Annotated in this window: 15 protein-coding genes; 12 read left to right on the top strand and 3 right to left on the bottom strand. The window is 48.2% G+C overall.

Going from position 1 to position 18,096, the window contains the following annotated elements; all coding sequences use genetic code 11:
- The 11 genes from hxlB to HF638_RS25780 all read left to right on the top strand — a co-directional run bounded on the left by hxlB (position 1) and on the right by HF638_RS25780 (position 13,926).
- Positions 1 to 564 (top strand): 6-phospho-3-hexuloisomerase, encoded by a 564-nt coding sequence (hxlB, locus tag HF638_RS25830; RefSeq protein ID WP_062833988.1) that lies wholly within the window; start codon positions 1 to 3, stop codon positions 562 to 564.
- A 268-nt stretch (positions 565 to 832) separates the two neighbouring features.
- Positions 833 to 1,192, top strand: coding sequence for a winged helix-turn-helix transcriptional regulator (locus tag HF638_RS25825; RefSeq protein ID WP_036608849.1), 360 nt, complete (start codon positions 833 to 835; stop codon positions 1,190 to 1,192).
- Positions 1,193 to 1,684: 492 nt separating this feature from the next.
- On the top strand, positions 1,685 to 3,487 hold the full coding sequence (pepF, locus tag HF638_RS25820; protein WP_169482846.1) for an oligoendopeptidase F: 1,803 nt from the start codon (positions 1,685 to 1,687) through the stop codon (positions 3,485 to 3,487).
- 109 nt (positions 3,488 to 3,596) lie between these two features.
- The gene (locus HF638_RS25815) at positions 3,597 to 4,112 is read left to right on the top strand and encodes a DUF2500 domain-containing protein (protein ID WP_248278275.1); all 516 of its coding nucleotides are present in this window, start codon (positions 3,597 to 3,599) and stop codon (positions 4,110 to 4,112) included.
- 235 nt (positions 4,113 to 4,347) lie between these two features.
- Positions 4,348 to 5,841, top strand: a complete 1,494-nt coding sequence (locus HF638_RS25810; RefSeq protein ID WP_169482845.1) for an FGGY-family carbohydrate kinase — start codon at positions 4,348 to 4,350, stop codon at positions 5,839 to 5,841.
- A 1-nt stretch (position 5,842) separates the two neighbouring features.
- Complete coding sequence (locus tag HF638_RS25805; protein ID WP_169482844.1) at positions 5,843 to 6,604, top strand: DeoR/GlpR family DNA-binding transcription regulator; 762 nt, start codon at positions 5,843 to 5,845, stop codon at positions 6,602 to 6,604.
- Positions 6,605 to 6,728: 124 nt separating this feature from the next.
- Positions 6,729 to 7,457: a (Fe-S)-binding protein gene (locus HF638_RS25800; RefSeq protein ID WP_017688927.1), complete on the top strand. Its 729-nt coding sequence runs from the start codon at positions 6,729 to 6,731 to the stop codon at positions 7,455 to 7,457.
- Positions 7,454 to 8,971: a LutB/LldF family L-lactate oxidation iron-sulfur protein gene (locus HF638_RS25795; RefSeq protein ID WP_169482843.1), complete on the top strand. Its 1,518-nt coding sequence runs from the start codon at positions 7,454 to 7,456 to the stop codon at positions 8,969 to 8,971. Before HF638_RS25800 ends, HF638_RS25795 begins: the two co-directional genes overlap by 4 nt.
- Entirely contained in the window at positions 8,961 to 9,686 is a 726-nt protein-coding gene (locus tag HF638_RS25790; protein ID WP_169482842.1) for a LutC/YkgG family protein, read from the top strand. The genes HF638_RS25795 and HF638_RS25790 overlap by 11 nt, the downstream gene beginning before the upstream one ends.
- Before the next feature lie 213 nt (positions 9,687 to 9,899).
- Positions 9,900 to 10,454: a glutathione peroxidase gene (locus HF638_RS25785; RefSeq protein ID WP_169482841.1), complete on the top strand. Its 555-nt coding sequence runs from the start codon at positions 9,900 to 9,902 to the stop codon at positions 10,452 to 10,454.
- A gap of 298 nt (positions 10,455 to 10,752) precedes the next feature.
- Positions 10,753 to 13,926 carry a bifunctional cytochrome P450/NADPH--P450 reductase gene (locus tag HF638_RS25780; protein WP_169482840.1) on the top strand — a complete coding sequence of 1,058 codons (3,174 nt, stop codon included), beginning with the start codon at positions 10,753 to 10,755 and terminating at the stop codon, positions 13,924 to 13,926.
- Positions 13,927 to 14,125: 199 nt separating this feature from the next.
- Here the strand turns inward: HF638_RS25780 and HF638_RS25775 are convergent, their stop codons facing one another.
- Complete coding sequence (locus tag HF638_RS25775) at positions 14,126 to 14,548, bottom strand: hypothetical protein (protein ID WP_169482839.1); 423 nt, start codon at positions 14,546 to 14,548, stop codon at positions 14,126 to 14,128.
- A gap of 123 nt (positions 14,549 to 14,671) precedes the next feature.
- On the opposite strand from HF638_RS25775, the gene HF638_RS25770 reads away from it, so the two are divergent.
- Positions 14,672 to 15,016 (top strand): hypothetical protein, encoded by a 345-nt coding sequence (locus tag HF638_RS25770; RefSeq protein ID WP_169482838.1) that lies wholly within the window; start codon positions 14,672 to 14,674, stop codon positions 15,014 to 15,016.
- Positions 15,017 to 15,089: 73 nt separating this feature from the next.
- On the opposite strand, the gene HF638_RS25765 is transcribed toward HF638_RS25770, so the two are convergent.
- Positions 15,090 to 16,736, bottom strand: a complete 1,647-nt coding sequence (locus HF638_RS25765) for an MGH1-like glycoside hydrolase domain-containing protein (protein ID WP_169482837.1) — start codon at positions 16,734 to 16,736, stop codon at positions 15,090 to 15,092.
- Positions 16,737 to 16,759: 23 nt separating this feature from the next.
- Positions 16,760 to 18,085 (bottom strand): ABC transporter substrate-binding protein, encoded by a 1,326-nt coding sequence (locus tag HF638_RS25760; RefSeq protein ID WP_169482836.1) that lies wholly within the window; start codon positions 18,083 to 18,085, stop codon positions 16,760 to 16,762.
- Positions 18,086 to 18,096: the final 11 nt, after the last annotated feature.

Below are 18,096 nucleotides of genomic sequence, written 5' to 3'. Positions count from 1 at the left end.
ATGAGCAAAACACAGTACGCAGCTGACATCTTGAAGGAGCTGGAACGTACGCTTAGCCAGATCGATGATGCAGAGATGCAAGCGATGGCTGAACACATTCTGGCTGCAGAACAGATTTTTGTGGCTGGAGCAGGTCGGTCAGGTCTTATGGGAAAGGCTTTTGCCATGAGATTGATGCAGATGGGGCTTCGTGTATATGTGGTAGGTGAGACCGTTACACCTGGGATCAGTTCAAAGGACTTTCTCTTGTTATGCTCAGGCTCAGGAGAAACAGGCAGTCTCGTAGCGATGGCTCAGAAAGCTAGTTCGGCAGGTGCACCTGTCGGTCTGATTACAATCAAGCCAGAGTCCACGATTGGGCAATTGGCGACTACGGTCGTGCGTCTTCCAGCTTCAGCCAAAGAGGACACGGCAACTTCCGGAGCGGATGTAACCATTCAGCCGATGGGCTCGTTGTTCGAACAGGGACTGTTGATTGGCATGGATGCACTCATCCTCACGATGATGGAAATGAAGGGAATGACCGGAGCGGATATGTTTGGCCGCCACGCGAACCTGGAATAGAGTGAATAAATGAAAGACTGGAATCCTTTGATTGTGAAGGGTTCTGGTCTTTTTTGCGATACACAGTCATTCATGTCTATAGGTTTTATCCGTAATTTTCACTTAAACTTTGCATCCCGACCAGGCTGTAGTAGAATTAATAGAAAGCTGTATCGAATGAATGTACTTATTACATCATGCATGGAGCGGAAAGCTTACTTCGAGTGAAGTGTCCCGTGATATGCGTAATATACGCGATATAAGATTGAAGATGAGGGGGCTCGGAGCCATGGCGTCTGAAGTGAAGGAACGGATTAATCTGAAAGAAATCAACTGTGAGAAGGAATTGACCCTTGCGGTGATCGGTGGCAAATGGAAACTGATTATTTTGTGGCATTTGGGTCTGGAAGGCACCAAACGTTTCAGTGAGCTGAAACGCCTAATCCCTCATATCACCCAGAAGATGCTGACCAACCAGCTACGTGAGCTGGAGGAAGACAAGCTGATTGAGCGCAAGGTGTATGCAGAAGTCCCTCCTCGGGTGGAATATACGTTGACAGATCACGGTCAAAGCCTGATGCCCGTCCTGCACGCAATGTATAACTGGGGTAAAAATTACGGTGAAAATGTAATCTGGAAAGAAAGCTAAATAAGTAAGATCTATAATGAACCGCAGGGCAAATGGATTCTTCCATTACCCTGCGGTTTTTTATTTACTTTTAAATTTTGGTCAGATGAGCAAAAGTTTATACAAAACGTAGAGGACAGAAATAGCTTGAAGAAGCGAAGTTAAAAGCTTTCTGAAAGAAAGCTACATCGGAAGCATATACTGGCCTTTATCCTAGATACCCCTTTTCTATAGATGGAACTAAACATTCACACGAGAACGTAGAGGACAGAAAGAACCTGAAGAAGCGGAGCGTTCGCCTTTATCACCGGATTTTCACCTTTGAAAAAGGGAATCAAAAAATCCGGGGATAACAGCGATCGGAAGGTTGTTCTGTCATCGGAGTGGTAAGTGTGAATAATCTTTAGTCCAATCTATACTCCCCTGAACCATTTTAGTAGATGTCATGTATAGATGCGCGGAATATGATACGATGAGAGATATTGGAAAATGCAAGGAGGATGACAACTAAAGATGGAAAAAATACGTACACGTGCTGAGGTAAATCAGGAAACGACTTGGGATCTGAAAGACTTGTTTGTAACCGATGTAGAGTGGGAGCAGGAGCTTCGATCACTTCCTGAGGCTGCGGCTCAGATCGAAACGTTCAAAGGACGTCTAGGCGAAGGCGCTGAACAATTGCTGGCTTGTCTGGATGCTCGTGAAGCTTTGCAGGAGCGGATCGGCAAGACGGCTTCTTATGCCCGCTTGAAGCAATCAGAGGACAGCACCAATCCGGTGAATATTGAGAATTCAGCCAAGGCAGGAGATATCCTATCAAATCTGTCGTCGTCCTTGTCTTTTGTCAGTTCGGAGATCGTCGATCTGCCGGATGGAACTGTAGAGCGTTATATTCAAGAGCTTCCGGGATTGGAACCGTATGCGCGCAGTTTGGAGCGTTTGATTCGAGAAAAAGCACATCGGCTCACGCCGGAGACTGAGAAGGTACTCGCCTCTCTCGGAGAGGTACTGGATTCACCATACCGTATCTATCTGCGCGGTAAACTGGCAGACATGACGTTTGACGATGCTCTCGATGGAGAGGACAATAATCGTCCACTGTCCTGGTCATTCTATGAAAATAATTATGAGATGTCGTCTGATACGAAGCTGCGCCGTTCTGCATATGCTGCGTTCAGCTCGACATTGAATGAGTACAAAAATACGTTCGCAGAAGGTTATGCAACCGAAGTGAAGAAGCAGGTTGTTTTATCCAGACTGCGTGGTTACGACGATGTTACAGATATGCTTCTCAGCCCACAGCAAGTGAGCAAAGAGATGTACAATAATGTGCTCGATATTATCCAGCAGGAACTCGCACCTCATATGCGCAGACTGGCGGCTCTCAAGAAACGTGAGCTGGGTCTGGACAAGCTGATGTTCTGTGATCTGAAGGCCCCGCTTGATCCTGAATTTAGCCCTGCCATTACATATGATGAGGCGTGCACACTCATTCGTGAAGCACTTGCTGTGCTTGGGCCAGAGTATGGCGAGATCGTAGAGCGCGCATTCAGTGATCGTTGGGTGGATTACGCAGATAATGCAGGCAAATCCACAGGGGCATTTTGCTCCTCTATATATGGTTCGCACTCCTATATTCTAATTTCATGGGCGAACAATATGCGTGGGGCATTTACGCTTGCGCATGAAGTAGGACATGCAGGCCACTTTATGCTCGCGGGACGTTACCAAAAGCTCACGAATACACGGCCATCTCTTTATTTTATTGAGGCACCGTCGACCATGAATGAAATGCTGCTGGCAGATCATCTATTGAAGCGTTCCGATAATCCGAGAATGCGTCGTTGGGTCATTTTGCAACTGTTGAATACGTATTACCATAACTTCGTTACGCATCTGCTGGAAGGGGAATTACAGCGCAGGGTGTATGCACTCGCAACCAATGATGAGCCCATTACGGCGAAGACGTTAAGTCAGCTCAAAGGAGACATCCTCTCCGAATTCTGGGGACCTGATCTGGTTATTGATGAAGGGGCCAAGCTCACGTGGATGAGACAACCTCATTATTATATGGGACTATATCCGTATACCTATGCTGCAGGTTTGACGGCTTCCACAGCGGCTGCACAGCAGATTCGGGAAGAAGGACAGCCTGCGGTAGATCGCTGGCTTGATGCACTCAAAGCCGGTGGAAGTCTCACACCGCAGGAGTTAATGAAGCTCGCCGGTGTGGATATGTCCGGACCTGAGCCAATTCGTTCTGCAGTTGCGTATGTCGGCAGTCTGGTCGACGAACTTGAACGTCTGTATTCATGATCTGGTTCATATAGTATACGGACAAGGCAGAACGGGTTGTCTGCATGCACCGCCTTCCTTGCGTGGGGGCGGTGCATCTTATTTTGCATGGGGAAAGGAACGATGATGAATGGCGTTAACAAGCGTGTCCTCATCGATCGGCCGATTAAGCGTGGATGGTTTCGGTGTGTTTGATGACATGAATGGAGTACCAGGTTTTGAGGGCAATCAGGGTGGATTTTTTTCGGGATTCAATGAGTTTGCTGCAATGAATGCATTTGCTTCGATTTTTATTGGCGCCATTTTTCTCATCATTGCGGGAGTTATTGTTTTTGTTATTATTTCAGGAATACGCTCAGGGGCGTCAAATAACGCGGCAGCCTTGTTAACCCTGCATTCTACGGTGGTGGCCAAACGAACGGAAGTCTCAGGTGGAAGCGGGGATAGCAGTGCGACGACCCGGTATTATGCTACATTTGAATTCGACAATGGGGAGCGCACTGAACTAATTGTTGGCGGAAACCATTATGGCATGATGGTGGAAAATGATCGAGGGATGCTGACGTATCAGGGTACGCGGTTCAAGCATTTTGAGAGAGATGTACAGCCCCAGTCGGGGGTAAGCAAAGGTCAATTTTATACGTGAAAAAAGAACTGCGGCTCCTCCCAGCTGGGAGAGAGTCGTTTTTGGTATGCCCAAAAGAAAGAAAAACCGAAGGGTATTCAAACGCTTACAATGGTGATATACTCGTAAAATACAGTAAAACAGTATTAAACAAAAACAAACAAACAATAAATACAGAATAAAGTACAGGGTTACGGACTGAATCAAGGGATACCGTTTGGAAAATAGGATGGGTTCGAAAGGTTGGTGAAGCGCGGTGAGTGTGCTGGCTTATGATTTGGGCGCTGGGAGCGGGAGAGCACTACTGGGACATCTGAATGATCGAGGGATCGAAACAAGCGAAATTCATCGGTTCAAGAATGAACCGGTGAAGGTTGGCGAGCGGATGCACTGGGATATTCTACGATTGCATCATGAATTGTTGCAAGGGCTTACGCTTGTGAAGCAGCAAGGGGAACAGCCGGAGAGCCTGGGAATCGATTCTTGGGGCGTTGATTTTGGTCTGCTCGGTAATAATGGGGAGTTGTTGGGTAATCCGTATCATTATCGTGATACACAGTTCAACGGCATGATGGATCAGGTACGGCAAGAGCTGACCTCTCAGCGAATCTTTGAACGTACAGGGATTCAGTTTCTTAGCTTTAATACCCTGTATCAATTGGCAACGCTTCAACGTAGCGGTTCTCCGTTACTTCACGAAGCAGAGCGTTTTCTCATGATTCCGGATTTGCTTCGTTATTTCCTGACCGGAGAAGCGGTGAATGAGTTCACCAATGCAACGACAACGCAATTATACAATCCATCGGCTGGTCAATGGGATAGTGAGTTGTTGGCGAATATTCGTATTTCGGAAAAACTGTTCGGTGAAGCCGTACTGCCAGGCACCCGTGTTGGACAGTTACGCAGCAGTATCTGTAACGATCTGGGTCTTACCCCGACTCCCGTGATCGCGGTTGCAGAGCATGATACGGGTTCAGCCGTTGTGGCTGTTCCTGCAACGGAACGTTCATTTGCTTATCTGAGCTGTGGGACCTGGTCCCTGATGGGTACGGAGATAGATCATCCGGCAATTAGTGCCGAGAGTCTGGCTTTGAACTTCACGAATGAAGGCGGGGCGGGCGGAACATTCCGTCTGCTCAAGAACATCATGGGACTGTGGATTTTGCAGGAAAGTATGAGCGAGTGGGATCGTCAAGGGCAGGGAATTAGCTACGATGCGTTACTGGCGAAGGCGAAACATGCACCTCCATTTGCCAGTTTGTTTGATCCGGATGATGAACTGTTCATGCCAGCAGGAGATATGACGACCCGTATACGTCAGTATTGTCGTGATACAGGGCAAGTGGTTCCAGAGGATCAGGGAGCTATTGCCCGGGCAATTCTGGAGAGTCTGGCATTGAAGTATAGGAGAGTCTTGGAATGGACGGAACAATTGTCGGGACAGACGTTCAACGGATTGCATATGGTCGGTGGAGGCATCCAGAACCGCCTGTTATGTCAGTGGACAGCGAATTCCATTGGCAAGCCGGTATGGGCAGGTCCGGCAGAGGGAAGTGCCATCGGGAATATGGCTGTGCAATGGATGGCGAGCGGAGCTTTTAAGGATATCTGGGAAGCCCGTAAGGCCATCCGCGATTCATTTCCGGTAACTGTGTATGAGCCGCAGGACGGGTCAATCTGGGAAGATGCTTACGGCAGATTTCTGCGTGTGACGGCTCCATCTAATTCACAAGCGGGGAGTGAGGTGTAACATGCTGGCAGCCGAGCGGTATGACCGGATTGTGGAGATGGTGAATGTAAAAGGCAGTATGCGTGTATCTGAGCTTAGTGAGCGCTGTCGAGTGACGGAGGAAACCATCCGGCGGGATCTGGATCGGCTGGAACAGGCAGGTCGACTGCGTCGGTCTCACGGTGGTGCAGTGAGTGTGAAGGAAGATCAACCGGAGATCCCTTACCGGATCAGGGAGACAACCCATGCGGAAGAGAAAAAACGGATTGCACAAGCGGCTCTGGCAATGATTAATCCGGGTGATCGTATTCTGTTGGATGCGAGCACAACGGCAGGTTACATGGCAGCGAACATGCCGGATTTCCCGCTGACGGTCTTAACCAATTCCATTCAGGTAGCCACGGAACTGAGCAGTCGTGACAAGGTTGAGGTCATCTCAACGGGGGGCCAGCTGGCATCTCGCTCATTGTCTTTTGTCGGACCGCTCGCGGAGCGTTCTCTGGAGACGTATCATGTGGATAAATTGTTCTTGTCCTGTAAAGGTGTACATCTTGAAGGCGGCGGAATCAGTGAGTCCAATGAACTTCAAGCAAGGCTGAAGCAGAAGATGGTTGGCATAGCCGATCAGGTTATCTTACTTGCAGATGCCAGTAAATTTGGTGTTCGTGCCTTTGCCCGGGTATCCGGGTTAAATGCAGTCCATACGATCGTTACCGATCAGCCATTGGAGGCTGAACAGACAGATCGTTTGAGCGGATACGACATAGGGATTATTACGGTTTAAGCTTTTACTTAAATTAAAAAATCTGGGGATAACAGCGATCGGAAGGTTATACTGTCATCGGAGTGTTCATTGTAAATATTCTTAGTCAATTCATCTACTAATCAGTTAATAGGAGCGTGTAATTATGAAGGTCTCCTTATTCATTACCTGCCTCAGCGATGCCATCTATCCCCGAGTAGGGGAGGCCATGGTCAGACTGCTCGCCGCTCATGGCGTTCGGCTGGATTTCCCGCCGGTTCAGACCTGCTGCGGTCAGCCTTCCTACAATAGCGGGTACTGGGATGAGACTCGGGTAGCGGCCAAGACCATTCTTGAAGCGTTTGACGACAGTGATTTTGTAGTCTGTCCATCCGGATCGTGTACGTATATGATTCATCATTATCCCGAACTGTTCGCGGACGAACCGGTATGGTTGGAGAAGGCAAAACGATTGGAAGCCAAAGCTTATGAGTTTACTCAATTTCTCGTTCAGGTACTCGGGATAACCGATCTGGGCGCACATTTTCCGCACAAAGTAACCTATCATCCATCCTGCCACGGCAGCCGTCTGCTTGGTGTGAAGGATGAGCCGATGGCGCTGCTCTCTCAAGTAAAAGGTCTGGAATTGGTTCCGCTCCCATTTGCTGAGGATTGCTGCGGGTTCGGGGGTACGTTTGCTATTAAAATGTCCGATATTTCAGGAGCGATGGTGACGGAGAAGGTCGATCATGTCAAAGAGACACAAGCCGAAGTATTGGTGGGGCTGGACATGGCCTGTCTGATGAATATCGCAGGTAATCTGCGTTATCGGAATGAACCGGTGCGTGTGATGCATTTGGCGGAACTACTGTATGAGGGGGTGCGAACAGGATGAGCCAACCGGGAGTTATGGATACTACGGTCAAAGAACGTGCCGGACTGGCCTTGAATGATGATTTTCTGCGTAAAGCGGTCAAATTCACGACAGAACGATTGCGTAACGGGAAGAAGTCTGCCTCAGAAGAACATGGAAACTGGGATGAATGGCGGGAACGTGGCCGTCAGATTCGTTTGCACACGATTGCGTATCTTGATTATTATCTGAATGAATTTGTAAACAACGCCCGTGCGAATGGGGTTCATATTCATTTTGCAGATACATCGGTGGAAGCAGCGGCAATTGCGCTGGATATTGCGGCGCATAAGCAAGCTTCTACGGTGGTAAAGTCCAAATCAATGGTGTCGGAGGAAGTACATCTGAATCATGTGTTGGAGTCGGCGGGGATTGAAGCCATCGAGACCGATCTGGGTGAATACATCATTCAACTGGCAGGCGAAGCCCCTTCTCATATTGTCATTCCAGCTATCCATAAGAACCGCTATCAGATCGCAGAGTTGTTATCGAAGGAAGCGGGTGAAATTCTGGAGCCGGACACAACGGTACTTGCTGGATTTGTTCGCAAAAAGCTGCGCGAGAAATTCCTCGAAGCAGATATCGGCATGACCGGCTGCAATTTTGCGATTGCAGAGACGGGTTCCATGGTTTTGTTCGAAAATGAAGGCAATGCCCGTATGGTATCCACTGTTCCAAAAACGCAGATTACACTGATGGGCATGGAGCGGATCATCCCGTCGTGGACGGATCTGGAGGTCATGGCAACCTTGTTGCCACGCTCTGCAACAGGTCAGAAATTAACGATGTACATGTCAGGCATCACAGGTCCTCGCCGTACAGCGGATGCGGATGGGCCGGATGAAATGCACATTATTATCGTGGATAACGGTCGATCCCTTCAGCTCGGTGATCCCGAATTCCAAGAACTGCTGAATTGTATTCGCTGCGGTGCGTGTCTGAATGCTTGCCCGGTATATCGCCATATTGGAGGTCATGCCTACGGTGGAACATACAGTGGTCCGATTGGCGCGGTACTGACACCTGCACTCAATGGCAACATTGATGAATGGAATGATATTGCCGGTGCCTCTAGTCTTTGCGGAGCCTGCTATGAAGCATGTCCGGTCAAAATTCCATTGCATGATATGCTCGTATATCTACGTAGGCGTAAAGTGGAAGACGGCCATGGAAACAAAATGGAGAGCATGGGCATGAAGGGTTTTGCCGCTGTGGTTTCCAATTCCAAACGCTTCAGTGCGGCCATACGTCTGGGACAGATCGGGCAGAAGGCAATTGTACGTAACAACGGCATTTCTCTCAAGCTGGGTCCACTCAAAGGCTGGAACAATTATCGGGTTGCGCCAAGTCTCGCCAAGAAATCCTTCCGGCAGCAATGGAACAAGCTGGATCAGGAACTAAAGCAGGAGCAACCAGCTATGGATTCTTCCATTCGCAGTCGCATGGAGCAGATTATTCGTGAACGAGAGGAAGGGGAGGGCAAGCATGGTCACTGAACATCAGCAATGGCTCGCACAGTTGGAGAAGAAGTCTATTGAGAAACAGGAGCAGTTCATGAATGACATTGCTTCGAAATTGAGAAGACCAAGGCAACAACATGCGCCGATCCAACCCTTTCGGGGAGCACCCGACTTTTGGACTGAGCTGAAATGGGATGAAGAGAAGCGTATTCAAGCATTTACCGATAACTTTGTGAGTGTAGGCGCCCATATTGCCCGGGTTCAGAACATGGAAGAAGTGTCTCAATTTATTGCCAACAAATCTCATGAGCTGAGCGCGAAATATATCATTCGCCAAAATGAAGAGGCGCTAAAGGATCTCGGATTGGAAGAACAGTTACCGGATGTGCAGATCTCAGTCTGGAATAGTCAAGCGGATGAGAATTGGAGGGCGCGTGCAGCTGAGGCTGATATCGGTGTGGTCATGGCGGATTATGCAACAGCATACACTGGCTCGGTCACTGTGCTTTCTTCACCGGAAAAAGGTCGTTCGGTCAGTCTCTTGCCTACGGTACTCATCATCATTATTCCAGTAGATCGACTGTACACCAGACTGGGTGAGACGCTGGATCGATTTGACGAAGCGGGAAGAGAGAATCTTCCGGCAGGCATCCACTTTATTTCAGGGCCAAGCCGATCTTCCGATATTGAAAATGATTTAACCATTGGCGTACACGGACCAGGCATTGTATATGGTTTGATTATAGGTTAACAGTGTGTTGAACGTGATGGCCAATCATGATTTTCATAACTGTCCTAGATGCAGAATTCGTCTGCTGAGGGCAGTTTTTTGTTTATTTTTATAGTTAAAAACTATTAATATTATATTTGTTATATATTTCACCTATTAATAATGGAGGTGTATAATCCATTTCAAGAGCGAATTTATATGAGGTACGAAAGAGAAAGAGGAGGATGAGTAGACATGAGTATATTTTCTTACCAGGTTCCGTTCATGGACGGCCACGAGGGTGATTTTTCTGCTTTGAAAGGCAAAGTACTGCTTATTGCGAACACAGCAAGCCAGTGTAGCTACTCCCGCCAGTTCAGTGAACTTCAGCAAATGTATGAGAACTATCGTGATCAAGGGCTGGAAATTCTGGCATTCCCTTGCAACCAATTTAACGACAAAGAACCTGGCAGTAGCGCTGAGGTAGCCGAGTATTGCAGAAGTCAGTTTCAGATATCCTTTCCGATTTTGGAGAAGGTTGATGTCGTTGGGCAATCGGCGCATCCAGTGTTCCGTTATCTGATTGAAGAAGCGCCATTTCAAGGTTATGATCTGGACACGAAGGAAGGAAAGTGGATGGACACCTTTGTGAAGGAGAAGTATCCAGAGTTGTATCAAGGAGACGGGATCAAATGGAATTTCACCAAATTTCTGATTGACCGTAATGGGGACATCCATGGCCGTTATGAAACGACAGTAGCTCCGTTAGAGATGGAGTCGGCTATTCAGTTTCTGTTGAAGAAATCATAACAATAACTTAATCCCTGTCCTGAGGTCCTATGACTTTGGGACTGTTGAAGATTAGAACTGGAAATGTTAGGGTAAAAGAAGATAACCAATGCATACATTTTTTTTAATCAAAAATGACCAATATACCATTTCGGTCAGTTAGTTCTATCGTTGTTTTATCGTTATCTGGATGAAATATGAAAATGTGCAAAAAATAACTTGAATGTGTTGTTCTGAAGAGGAAGTGCAATCGAGTCTGTAGTCACGTCATTATTTTTTAGTTGTAGAACTCTTAACTTGGAAAGAAGGAGTGAGTGTCATGCCACCAATTTCAGTGCCTCAACCGAAAACATTTGGCCCACTGGGCAACTTGCCGCAATTGAACTTTGATGAGCCGGTGCAATCCCTGGTGAAGCTGGCTGAAGAATATGGACCGATCTTTCGTATGGAGTACCCTGGACGAAGCGAATTGTATATTTCCGGTCACGAGCTGGTCGCCGAGGTAACGGATGAATCCAAATTCGACAAACGGGTCTGGGCACCCCTTGCGAAGGTTCGTGCTTTTGCAGGAGATGGACTGTTTACGAGTTGGACCGAAGAACCGAATTGGAAAAAAGCCCATAACGTGCTGCTGCCAAGCTTCAGTCAACGTGCCATGCAGGGATACCACAACAAAATGATTGACCTGGCTGTGCAGCTGGTTCAGAAATGGTCGCGATTGAACCCGGATGAGACGGTTAACGTTCCGGATGATATGACACGGCTAACGCTCGATACGATTGGACTGTGTGGTTTCAACTATCGGTTTAACAGCTTCTATCGGGAAGAACCACACCCATTCATTACGAGTATGGTTCGTGCGTTGGATGAATCCATGAGTTCATTGCAGCGACTGCGTCTGCAAGACAAGCTGATGATCACCAAAAAGAAACAGTTTGAACAGGATATCCGTTCGATGTTCTCGTTGGTGGATCACATTATTGCCGAGCGCAAAGAGCAACCGCAGGAAGGGGCAGACGATCTATTGTCCCACATGCTCAGCGGTAAGGACCCGGAGACGGGAGAAACACTGGATGATGAGAACATCCGTTATCAGATTATTACCTTCCTGATTGCTGGACATGAGACCACAAGTGGACTGTTATCCTTCGCCGTCTATTATCTGATGAAGAATCCGGAGACGCTGGCTAAAGCTCAAGCTGAAGTGGATCAGATTCTGAAAGATCCAGTTCCAACGTACAACCAGGTTCGCAATCTGAAGTACGTTCGTATGGTTTTGAACGAAGCATTGCGATTATGGCCTACAGCTCCTGCATTTTCCCTGTATGCAAAAGAGGACACGATACTTGCAGGTCAATATCCTTTGCAAAAAGGCGACAGCGTCAGTGTACTTATTCCCAAGCTGCATCGCGACCGTGAAGCATGGGGAGACGATGTTGAGGAATTCCGTCCGGAACGATTTGAAGATCCGAGCAAAGTGCCGCATGATGCCTACAAACCTTTCGGTAATGGTCAACGGGCCTGCATTGGTCAGCAGTTTGCACTTCAGGAAGCAACGCTCGTACTGGGCATGGTGCTCAAGCATTTTGACTTCATAGATCATTCCGATTATCAGTTAAAGGTGAAAGAAACCCTGACGCTCAAACCGGATAACTTCACAATTCGTGTACGTGCTCGTGGGGGGCAGCCAGTCATGGCCGTTCCGGGTGTAGCGGTCGAAGAACCGACTCCGGTTGCCAAAAGAACAGAGCCGGATGCGGCGAATGCCCATCACACACCGATGCTTGTTCTATACGGTTCCAATCTGGGGACCGCGGAAGGTATTGCACGTGAAATTGCGGATACCGCCAGATATCAAGGTTTCCGCAGTGAGGTCGCTGCGCTGGATGATCGCGTTGGCAAACTGCCGAAAGATGGTGCCGTTATTATTGTCAGTGCATCCTATAATGGTCAGCCGCCAAGTAATGCCAAGATGTTTGTCGAGTGGATCGAACATGCGGATGCCAATGAATTCAAAGGTGTGCGTTTCGCCGTTCTTGGATGCGGTGACCACAACTGGGCCAGCACCTATCAGCGTATTCCGCGTTTAATAGATGAACAGTTATCTTCCAGAGGAGCAGAGCGATTATCGCCGCTGGGTGAGTCAGATGCAAGCGGCGATTTTGAGAAACAGGTGGGGGATTGGACAGAGCAATTATGGCCGGATCTCGCACGAATGATGGGACTGAAATTAAACACAAGCTCCAATAGCGAACGCAGCTCACTGTCTGTACAATTTGTCAGCGGACTCGCCGTAACCCCGCTTGCGGATACGTATGATGCACATGTGGCAGAAGTACTGGAGAACAGGGAGCTTCATGACGCGGGCAGTGAACGAAGCACACGTCACCTGGAGATCAAATTGCCTGAAGGCATAACCTACAAGGAAGGGGATCATCTGGGCATTCTGCCACAGAATCCACCGGAACTTGTGGAACGTGTACTTCGTCGATACGGGTTTACCGGTACGGAGCATTTGGTTCTGGATGCATCCGGTCGGAGTGCCGCGCATCTACCACTGCATCAACCGGTTAACCTGTATGATCTGCTCAGTCATAGCGTTGAGCTTCAGGAGGCGGCAACTCGTGCGCAACTGAGAGAAATGGCAGCATACACAGTATGTCCACCGCATAAGAAAGAGCTTGAAGCGCTGCTTGATGAATCCATGTATATGGATGAAGTGCGGAATAAACGGATATCCATGCTGGATTATCTGGTGAAATATGAGGCTTGTGAACTGCCGTTCGAGCGCTTCCTGGAATTACTGCCTTCATTAAAAGCCAGATATTATTCGATCTCCAGTTCACCGCGTGTTCAGCCCGATCAAGCGAGTATTACGGTGAGCGTAGTGCGAGCTCCGGCATGGAGTGGACAGGGAGAATACAAAGGCATTGCGTCCAACTATCTGGCTAACCTGAAGTCGGGTGATGAGATTGTCATGTTTACCCGGACACCGGAATCCGGGTTCCAATTGCCGGAAGATGCACAGGTTCCCGTCATCATGGTAGGTCCGGGTACAGGTGTTGCTCCATTCCGAGGTTTCTTGCAGGCAAGGCATGTATTGAAGGAACAAGGTCAAGAGGTTGGCGAAGCTCATCTGTATTTTGGATGCCGGAATCCCGAACATGATTATCTGTACAAAAATGAACTGGAAGCGGCCCAGCAAGAAGGGCTTGTAGAGCTTCACACGGCCTTCTCCCGAGTGGATGGGGAAGAAAAATGTTATGTACAGCATCTGATGAGAGACGATGCCCGTCATCTGATTCCTCTGCTTGAAGCGGGTGCGCATCTGTATATTTGTGGTGATGGTAGCAAAATGGCACCTGATGTAGAAGCTACTCTCCAGCAGGCATACACTGATATTCACGGCAAGTCCGCGAAGGAAGCAGAAGATTGGCTTAATCAGCTTCAGCAGGAAGGTCGTTATGCCAAGGACGTATGGACAGGCATCTGAACTAAACATGTGAAGGATCAGCTTGATCCGTAATTGGCTGAGCGGTGAGATACAGAAGCAGTTCTGTTCTCACCGCTTTTTGACATAAACTGATTCTTCAGCAGAAGAGTGGGCGCATGGGTTATAATTATATATTGGAAGGGAGCAACCGTATGCAGACATTCGGGAACCAGTATAAGGTTTGCGAAAAGAATCAGCTTTACTTCCGGCTACAAGGCCGTTTCAGGCTCTTTCTTCCGGCGGTTGGCCGATAGATCGACTCAACGCTGGAGAGAGGAAATAGAATACGGGAAGGGACTCTGCCTTTTCCCTGGAGTTCAAGATAATCCAGTCCCACGCCTACAAGTCTGATATTGTTAAATGCATTCCAGGAAGGGAACGTCGTACGGATTCCGACTCTGATGCCTCGCCGTGTTCGAGGAATATCGAATACCCGAATGGAATTCAGGCTGAGTGGAATGAATAATTGACGGTTTACTTTGATAAACTGCTTTGAATAGACACGACGAATACGTCCCGGTTCCAACCCGGAGAGTGGAGTATTCAGTTCGGCAAGGTGCCCCTGGAGTTCTGCCAGACGCTGCTGAAGTGTTTTTCCAGTATGGAGATGCTGCCAGCTCATAAGTATTCCTCCGTTCGCCATTTGTACCTAGTATATGAAGGAACGGGGTCGGAAGGTGTACGTTTGATAGCCCATGTTCTTTAAGGCTAACGGGGTTTCTTTTATAATAGAGGAGTGATTCACATGATCGTAGAAATGTATAAAGACCTCATTAAGGATGAGCGTGGCAATTATTATATGGCAGTGCAGATCGAGGACAATGAGCTTACGCTCGTTAATGCATTCGTCGAAGCGGCATTCACGCCTGAACTGATCTACAATGAAGAGTTTCGTACCAAGCATAAAGAGATGGAAGGCGGGTTTGTAGGCAAAATAGCGATGGACCTGCTTCGCCATGATGTGGTCATGGGTATGAAGCAAATCGACCGCAAACTGTTGAACCTGTCAGATGTGGAGCAGCAGTTCACGGTAAATTATATTGATACGATTGAATTTTATCGTCATCCGGCGTGGCAACGGAAGGTGTAGAAATAAAGAAATGCAAAAGCGCAAGTGCAGGGGCAGTGAGCCTCCGCAACTTGCGCTTTTTGCGTACAAACAATTAACGATACGTAGGATGGATGATGCCAATATCGCGCTCAGTTTTCAAATTTCCATCAGCATAACGCTGCATTTCATTTCCTTTGATCCGGATCGGTATGCACTCGCCTTGATAGAAAAGCTCCCCCTCGACGGTGCGAACGCTCATTCCAATAACGTCTTCCAGATGTCCGCTATGATCCGTCACCAGCCGGATCCCTGACGGGCCGTCCAGATGAACCTTGCCTTCCAGATATACCGTCATGCGATCAGAGGTGTTGACCAATTCATATCTTAATCCATGGACCTTCCGGCTATAAGCCGTGTTGCCAGATACGATCTCACCATGATCCATATCGATAGGAAGCAGACCGGTAAACCAGAGCTGATTCGATCCAACAGGCATAATTCCGCATAACCGCTCCACATAATCGAGAAGACAAAGGATAGTAGGTGAGTACGTCTCGGTAAAACCTTGTTCTCCGGTCCACGGGCTTAGTACCTGACCAAATCGCTTATCTTTGGATAGAGCGGACAAGATAGTCTGCATTACCCAAGTCAGTTCTACATATCGATGATGATACTCGAATGCGTGTGGTGCCCGAATCAGACTCAGGAAATTGGATGCCCCTCCCCAGCTGTTATAGGAGGAAAAGGGATCGAATCTGGGATCATCCATTGAAATCGATGTAAACGGGTATTTAGCGAAAAACTTGCTTGTATTCAACAGGTACCGACGTAGTAGGTTATCGAACAATTCACGGTCGCCCACCTCGCAGGCCATCACGCGAAGCAGTACATCGGATTTGACTTTGACCAATTCGTCATTACGGTCCCGATCATAGAAGAACATATCCTGTTCGTCGTAACAATAACGGAAGAGACTTTCCAGGCTGGATTCGGCTTTTGCTTTCCAATCCGTTCCCGATTCTCCAAGCTCCTCTGCCATACGGGACAGATATATGCGCTGACAATAGATATTGGCGGTCAGATCTGGTGCCAGAAACGGCAGAATCGGAGAATCCGGGTGATAGGCAGAAGCATCATTCATGTAAGGTGTATCCGGAACATGCCAGAATCGGGGAGATAAGTCATGTCCGGTGTCAAACGTACTGAAGGCTTCTACACAGCCGGTTCCTCGAGTATTACGGTTGCGTGCAATCCACTCATCGTAACGAACCATGGCCTTATACATCGTATTGAGGAAAGACGAGTGCTTGCCATGAAGCTGATAGTGGTTCCACACACTGCGTGCCAGTGGAGTGACCAACTGGATTTGCCGGAAAGAGGGTCCGTTTGCCGTGAGTTTATACGGAAGCAATCCATCATCTCTTTGCTGCTCGGCAAATGCGAGGTACGTTGTTTCGGACACGGAAGGCAGCAGGCGAGACAGCAGCTCCGCATTGATGGTACCTGTGCTCTCTAACCAACATCCCAGATAGATGCCACCTTCTTGTAAAATGGGATCGTTGTTTCCCATGGGCAGAATGCAAGCAAGCAATTTCTCTACTGCTGTATAATACGTAGCTTCCATTTGTCCGCCCGATGCCGCAAACCGGATACCCGACGCATGCCATTCCTGTAATAACTGCTGATCTTCCGGTTTAACTGGCTGAACTTGATCCATAATCGAGATGTTGCGTAGCCGATTCAGTATCTCTTCTGTCATATGTTCCTCCTCACAGCGTCTGCTTATTGATTCGATTCAAAGATACGAACGGTCCCGTTATAGAAGTCGGAGACAGCTTGCTCCACACTTTTTCGTCCAAATCCGATCTCCTGATTCGTCGTCTGAGCTAACTTGGAGAACTCTGCAAATCCAGGAGGGTTGTAGCTCACGTCAAAAGGTTCAGTCTTCGTAGCCTCGGAGACGAGGCTCGTGTAGTTATAGACAATTTCCTCCACAGGGCCTGCACCTTCCTGAAGAAGATTACGATTGGCTTCCGTAACAGGCACGCCGCGGTCATTACCGAGGATTTTGGCTGCTTCCGTATCATGAATCCAGAAATCCATTAACGTTGCCACTTCCTTCGGATGTTTGGTATTGGCATAACCTGATAATCCCTGACTGGATTCAAATACAACACCCGTTCCCTTAGGGCCACGTGGTACGGGGAGAAGGACTAACGGGTCTTCCGTCAAGCTCTGGAATGCAGCCAGCTGGTTGGATGGCAGGAGGGTCATGGCTGCTTTACCTGTGATCAACAGGGACTTACTGGTGTCATCATGCGGGTTGGATACCTGCAATTCCGGTGTAACTACACCGCCGGATGCCGAAGTCTTTTCCCAATACTGGAACCATTCCAGAATATCTTCCTTGGCGAATCCGAGTGTGCCGTTTTTCATGTCATACAGCTGTTTACCCCGTTGTTTTAGATAAATATCCATTCCGTCGACGGTAAAATTGTACGTTGCATAAAAGCCGTCTCCGAGCTTGTCGGACAACTCCTTGCTAATGGCGGCATAGTCCGCCCAGTCCCAATCCGAAGCTGGCAAAGGCACGCCGGCTTTCTCAAAGAGTGCCTGATTTACAACAATTCCCCGTGCGTTCGCACCGGCAGAGATATGTTGCAGCTTCCCGTCGAGACGTCCGTATTCGATCATGGTTTCATCCATACCGTCCAGATTCAGTTCGTTGCCTACATACGGGTCCAGATTAAGTAGGACATCTTTTTTGGCATAGTCCACGACATTTCCCCCAAGGAAAAAGATATCTGGTGCTGTGCCGGATGCCAACTGGGTATTCAACTTGTCAAAATATCCGGAGGAGGGTGCAAATTCACCTACAATTTTAATATCCGGATGTTTTGCCTGAAAGATCTTCAAGGCTTCATTCGTAATATCTGCCCGTTTCTGGTCACCCCACCACATGATGCGCAGTTCGACCTGTCCGCCCTCGGTAGTTCCATTATCATTACCATTGCTTGCATCATTAGCACCCGTGTGGTCTGTTCCGGAGCAAGCGGTTACGAATAACAAGAGTGAAGTGATCATACCGATCATGAAGCGTTTGAACATGGTAAATCCCC

This window comes from Paenibacillus sp. SZ31, assembly GCF_012912005.1.
Taxonomy (GTDB): Bacteria; Bacillota; Bacilli; order Paenibacillales; family Paenibacillaceae; genus Paenibacillus.
The sequence above is the reverse complement of the archived record's forward strand: the minus strand, read 5'-3'. Positions and strand labels throughout refer to the sequence as shown.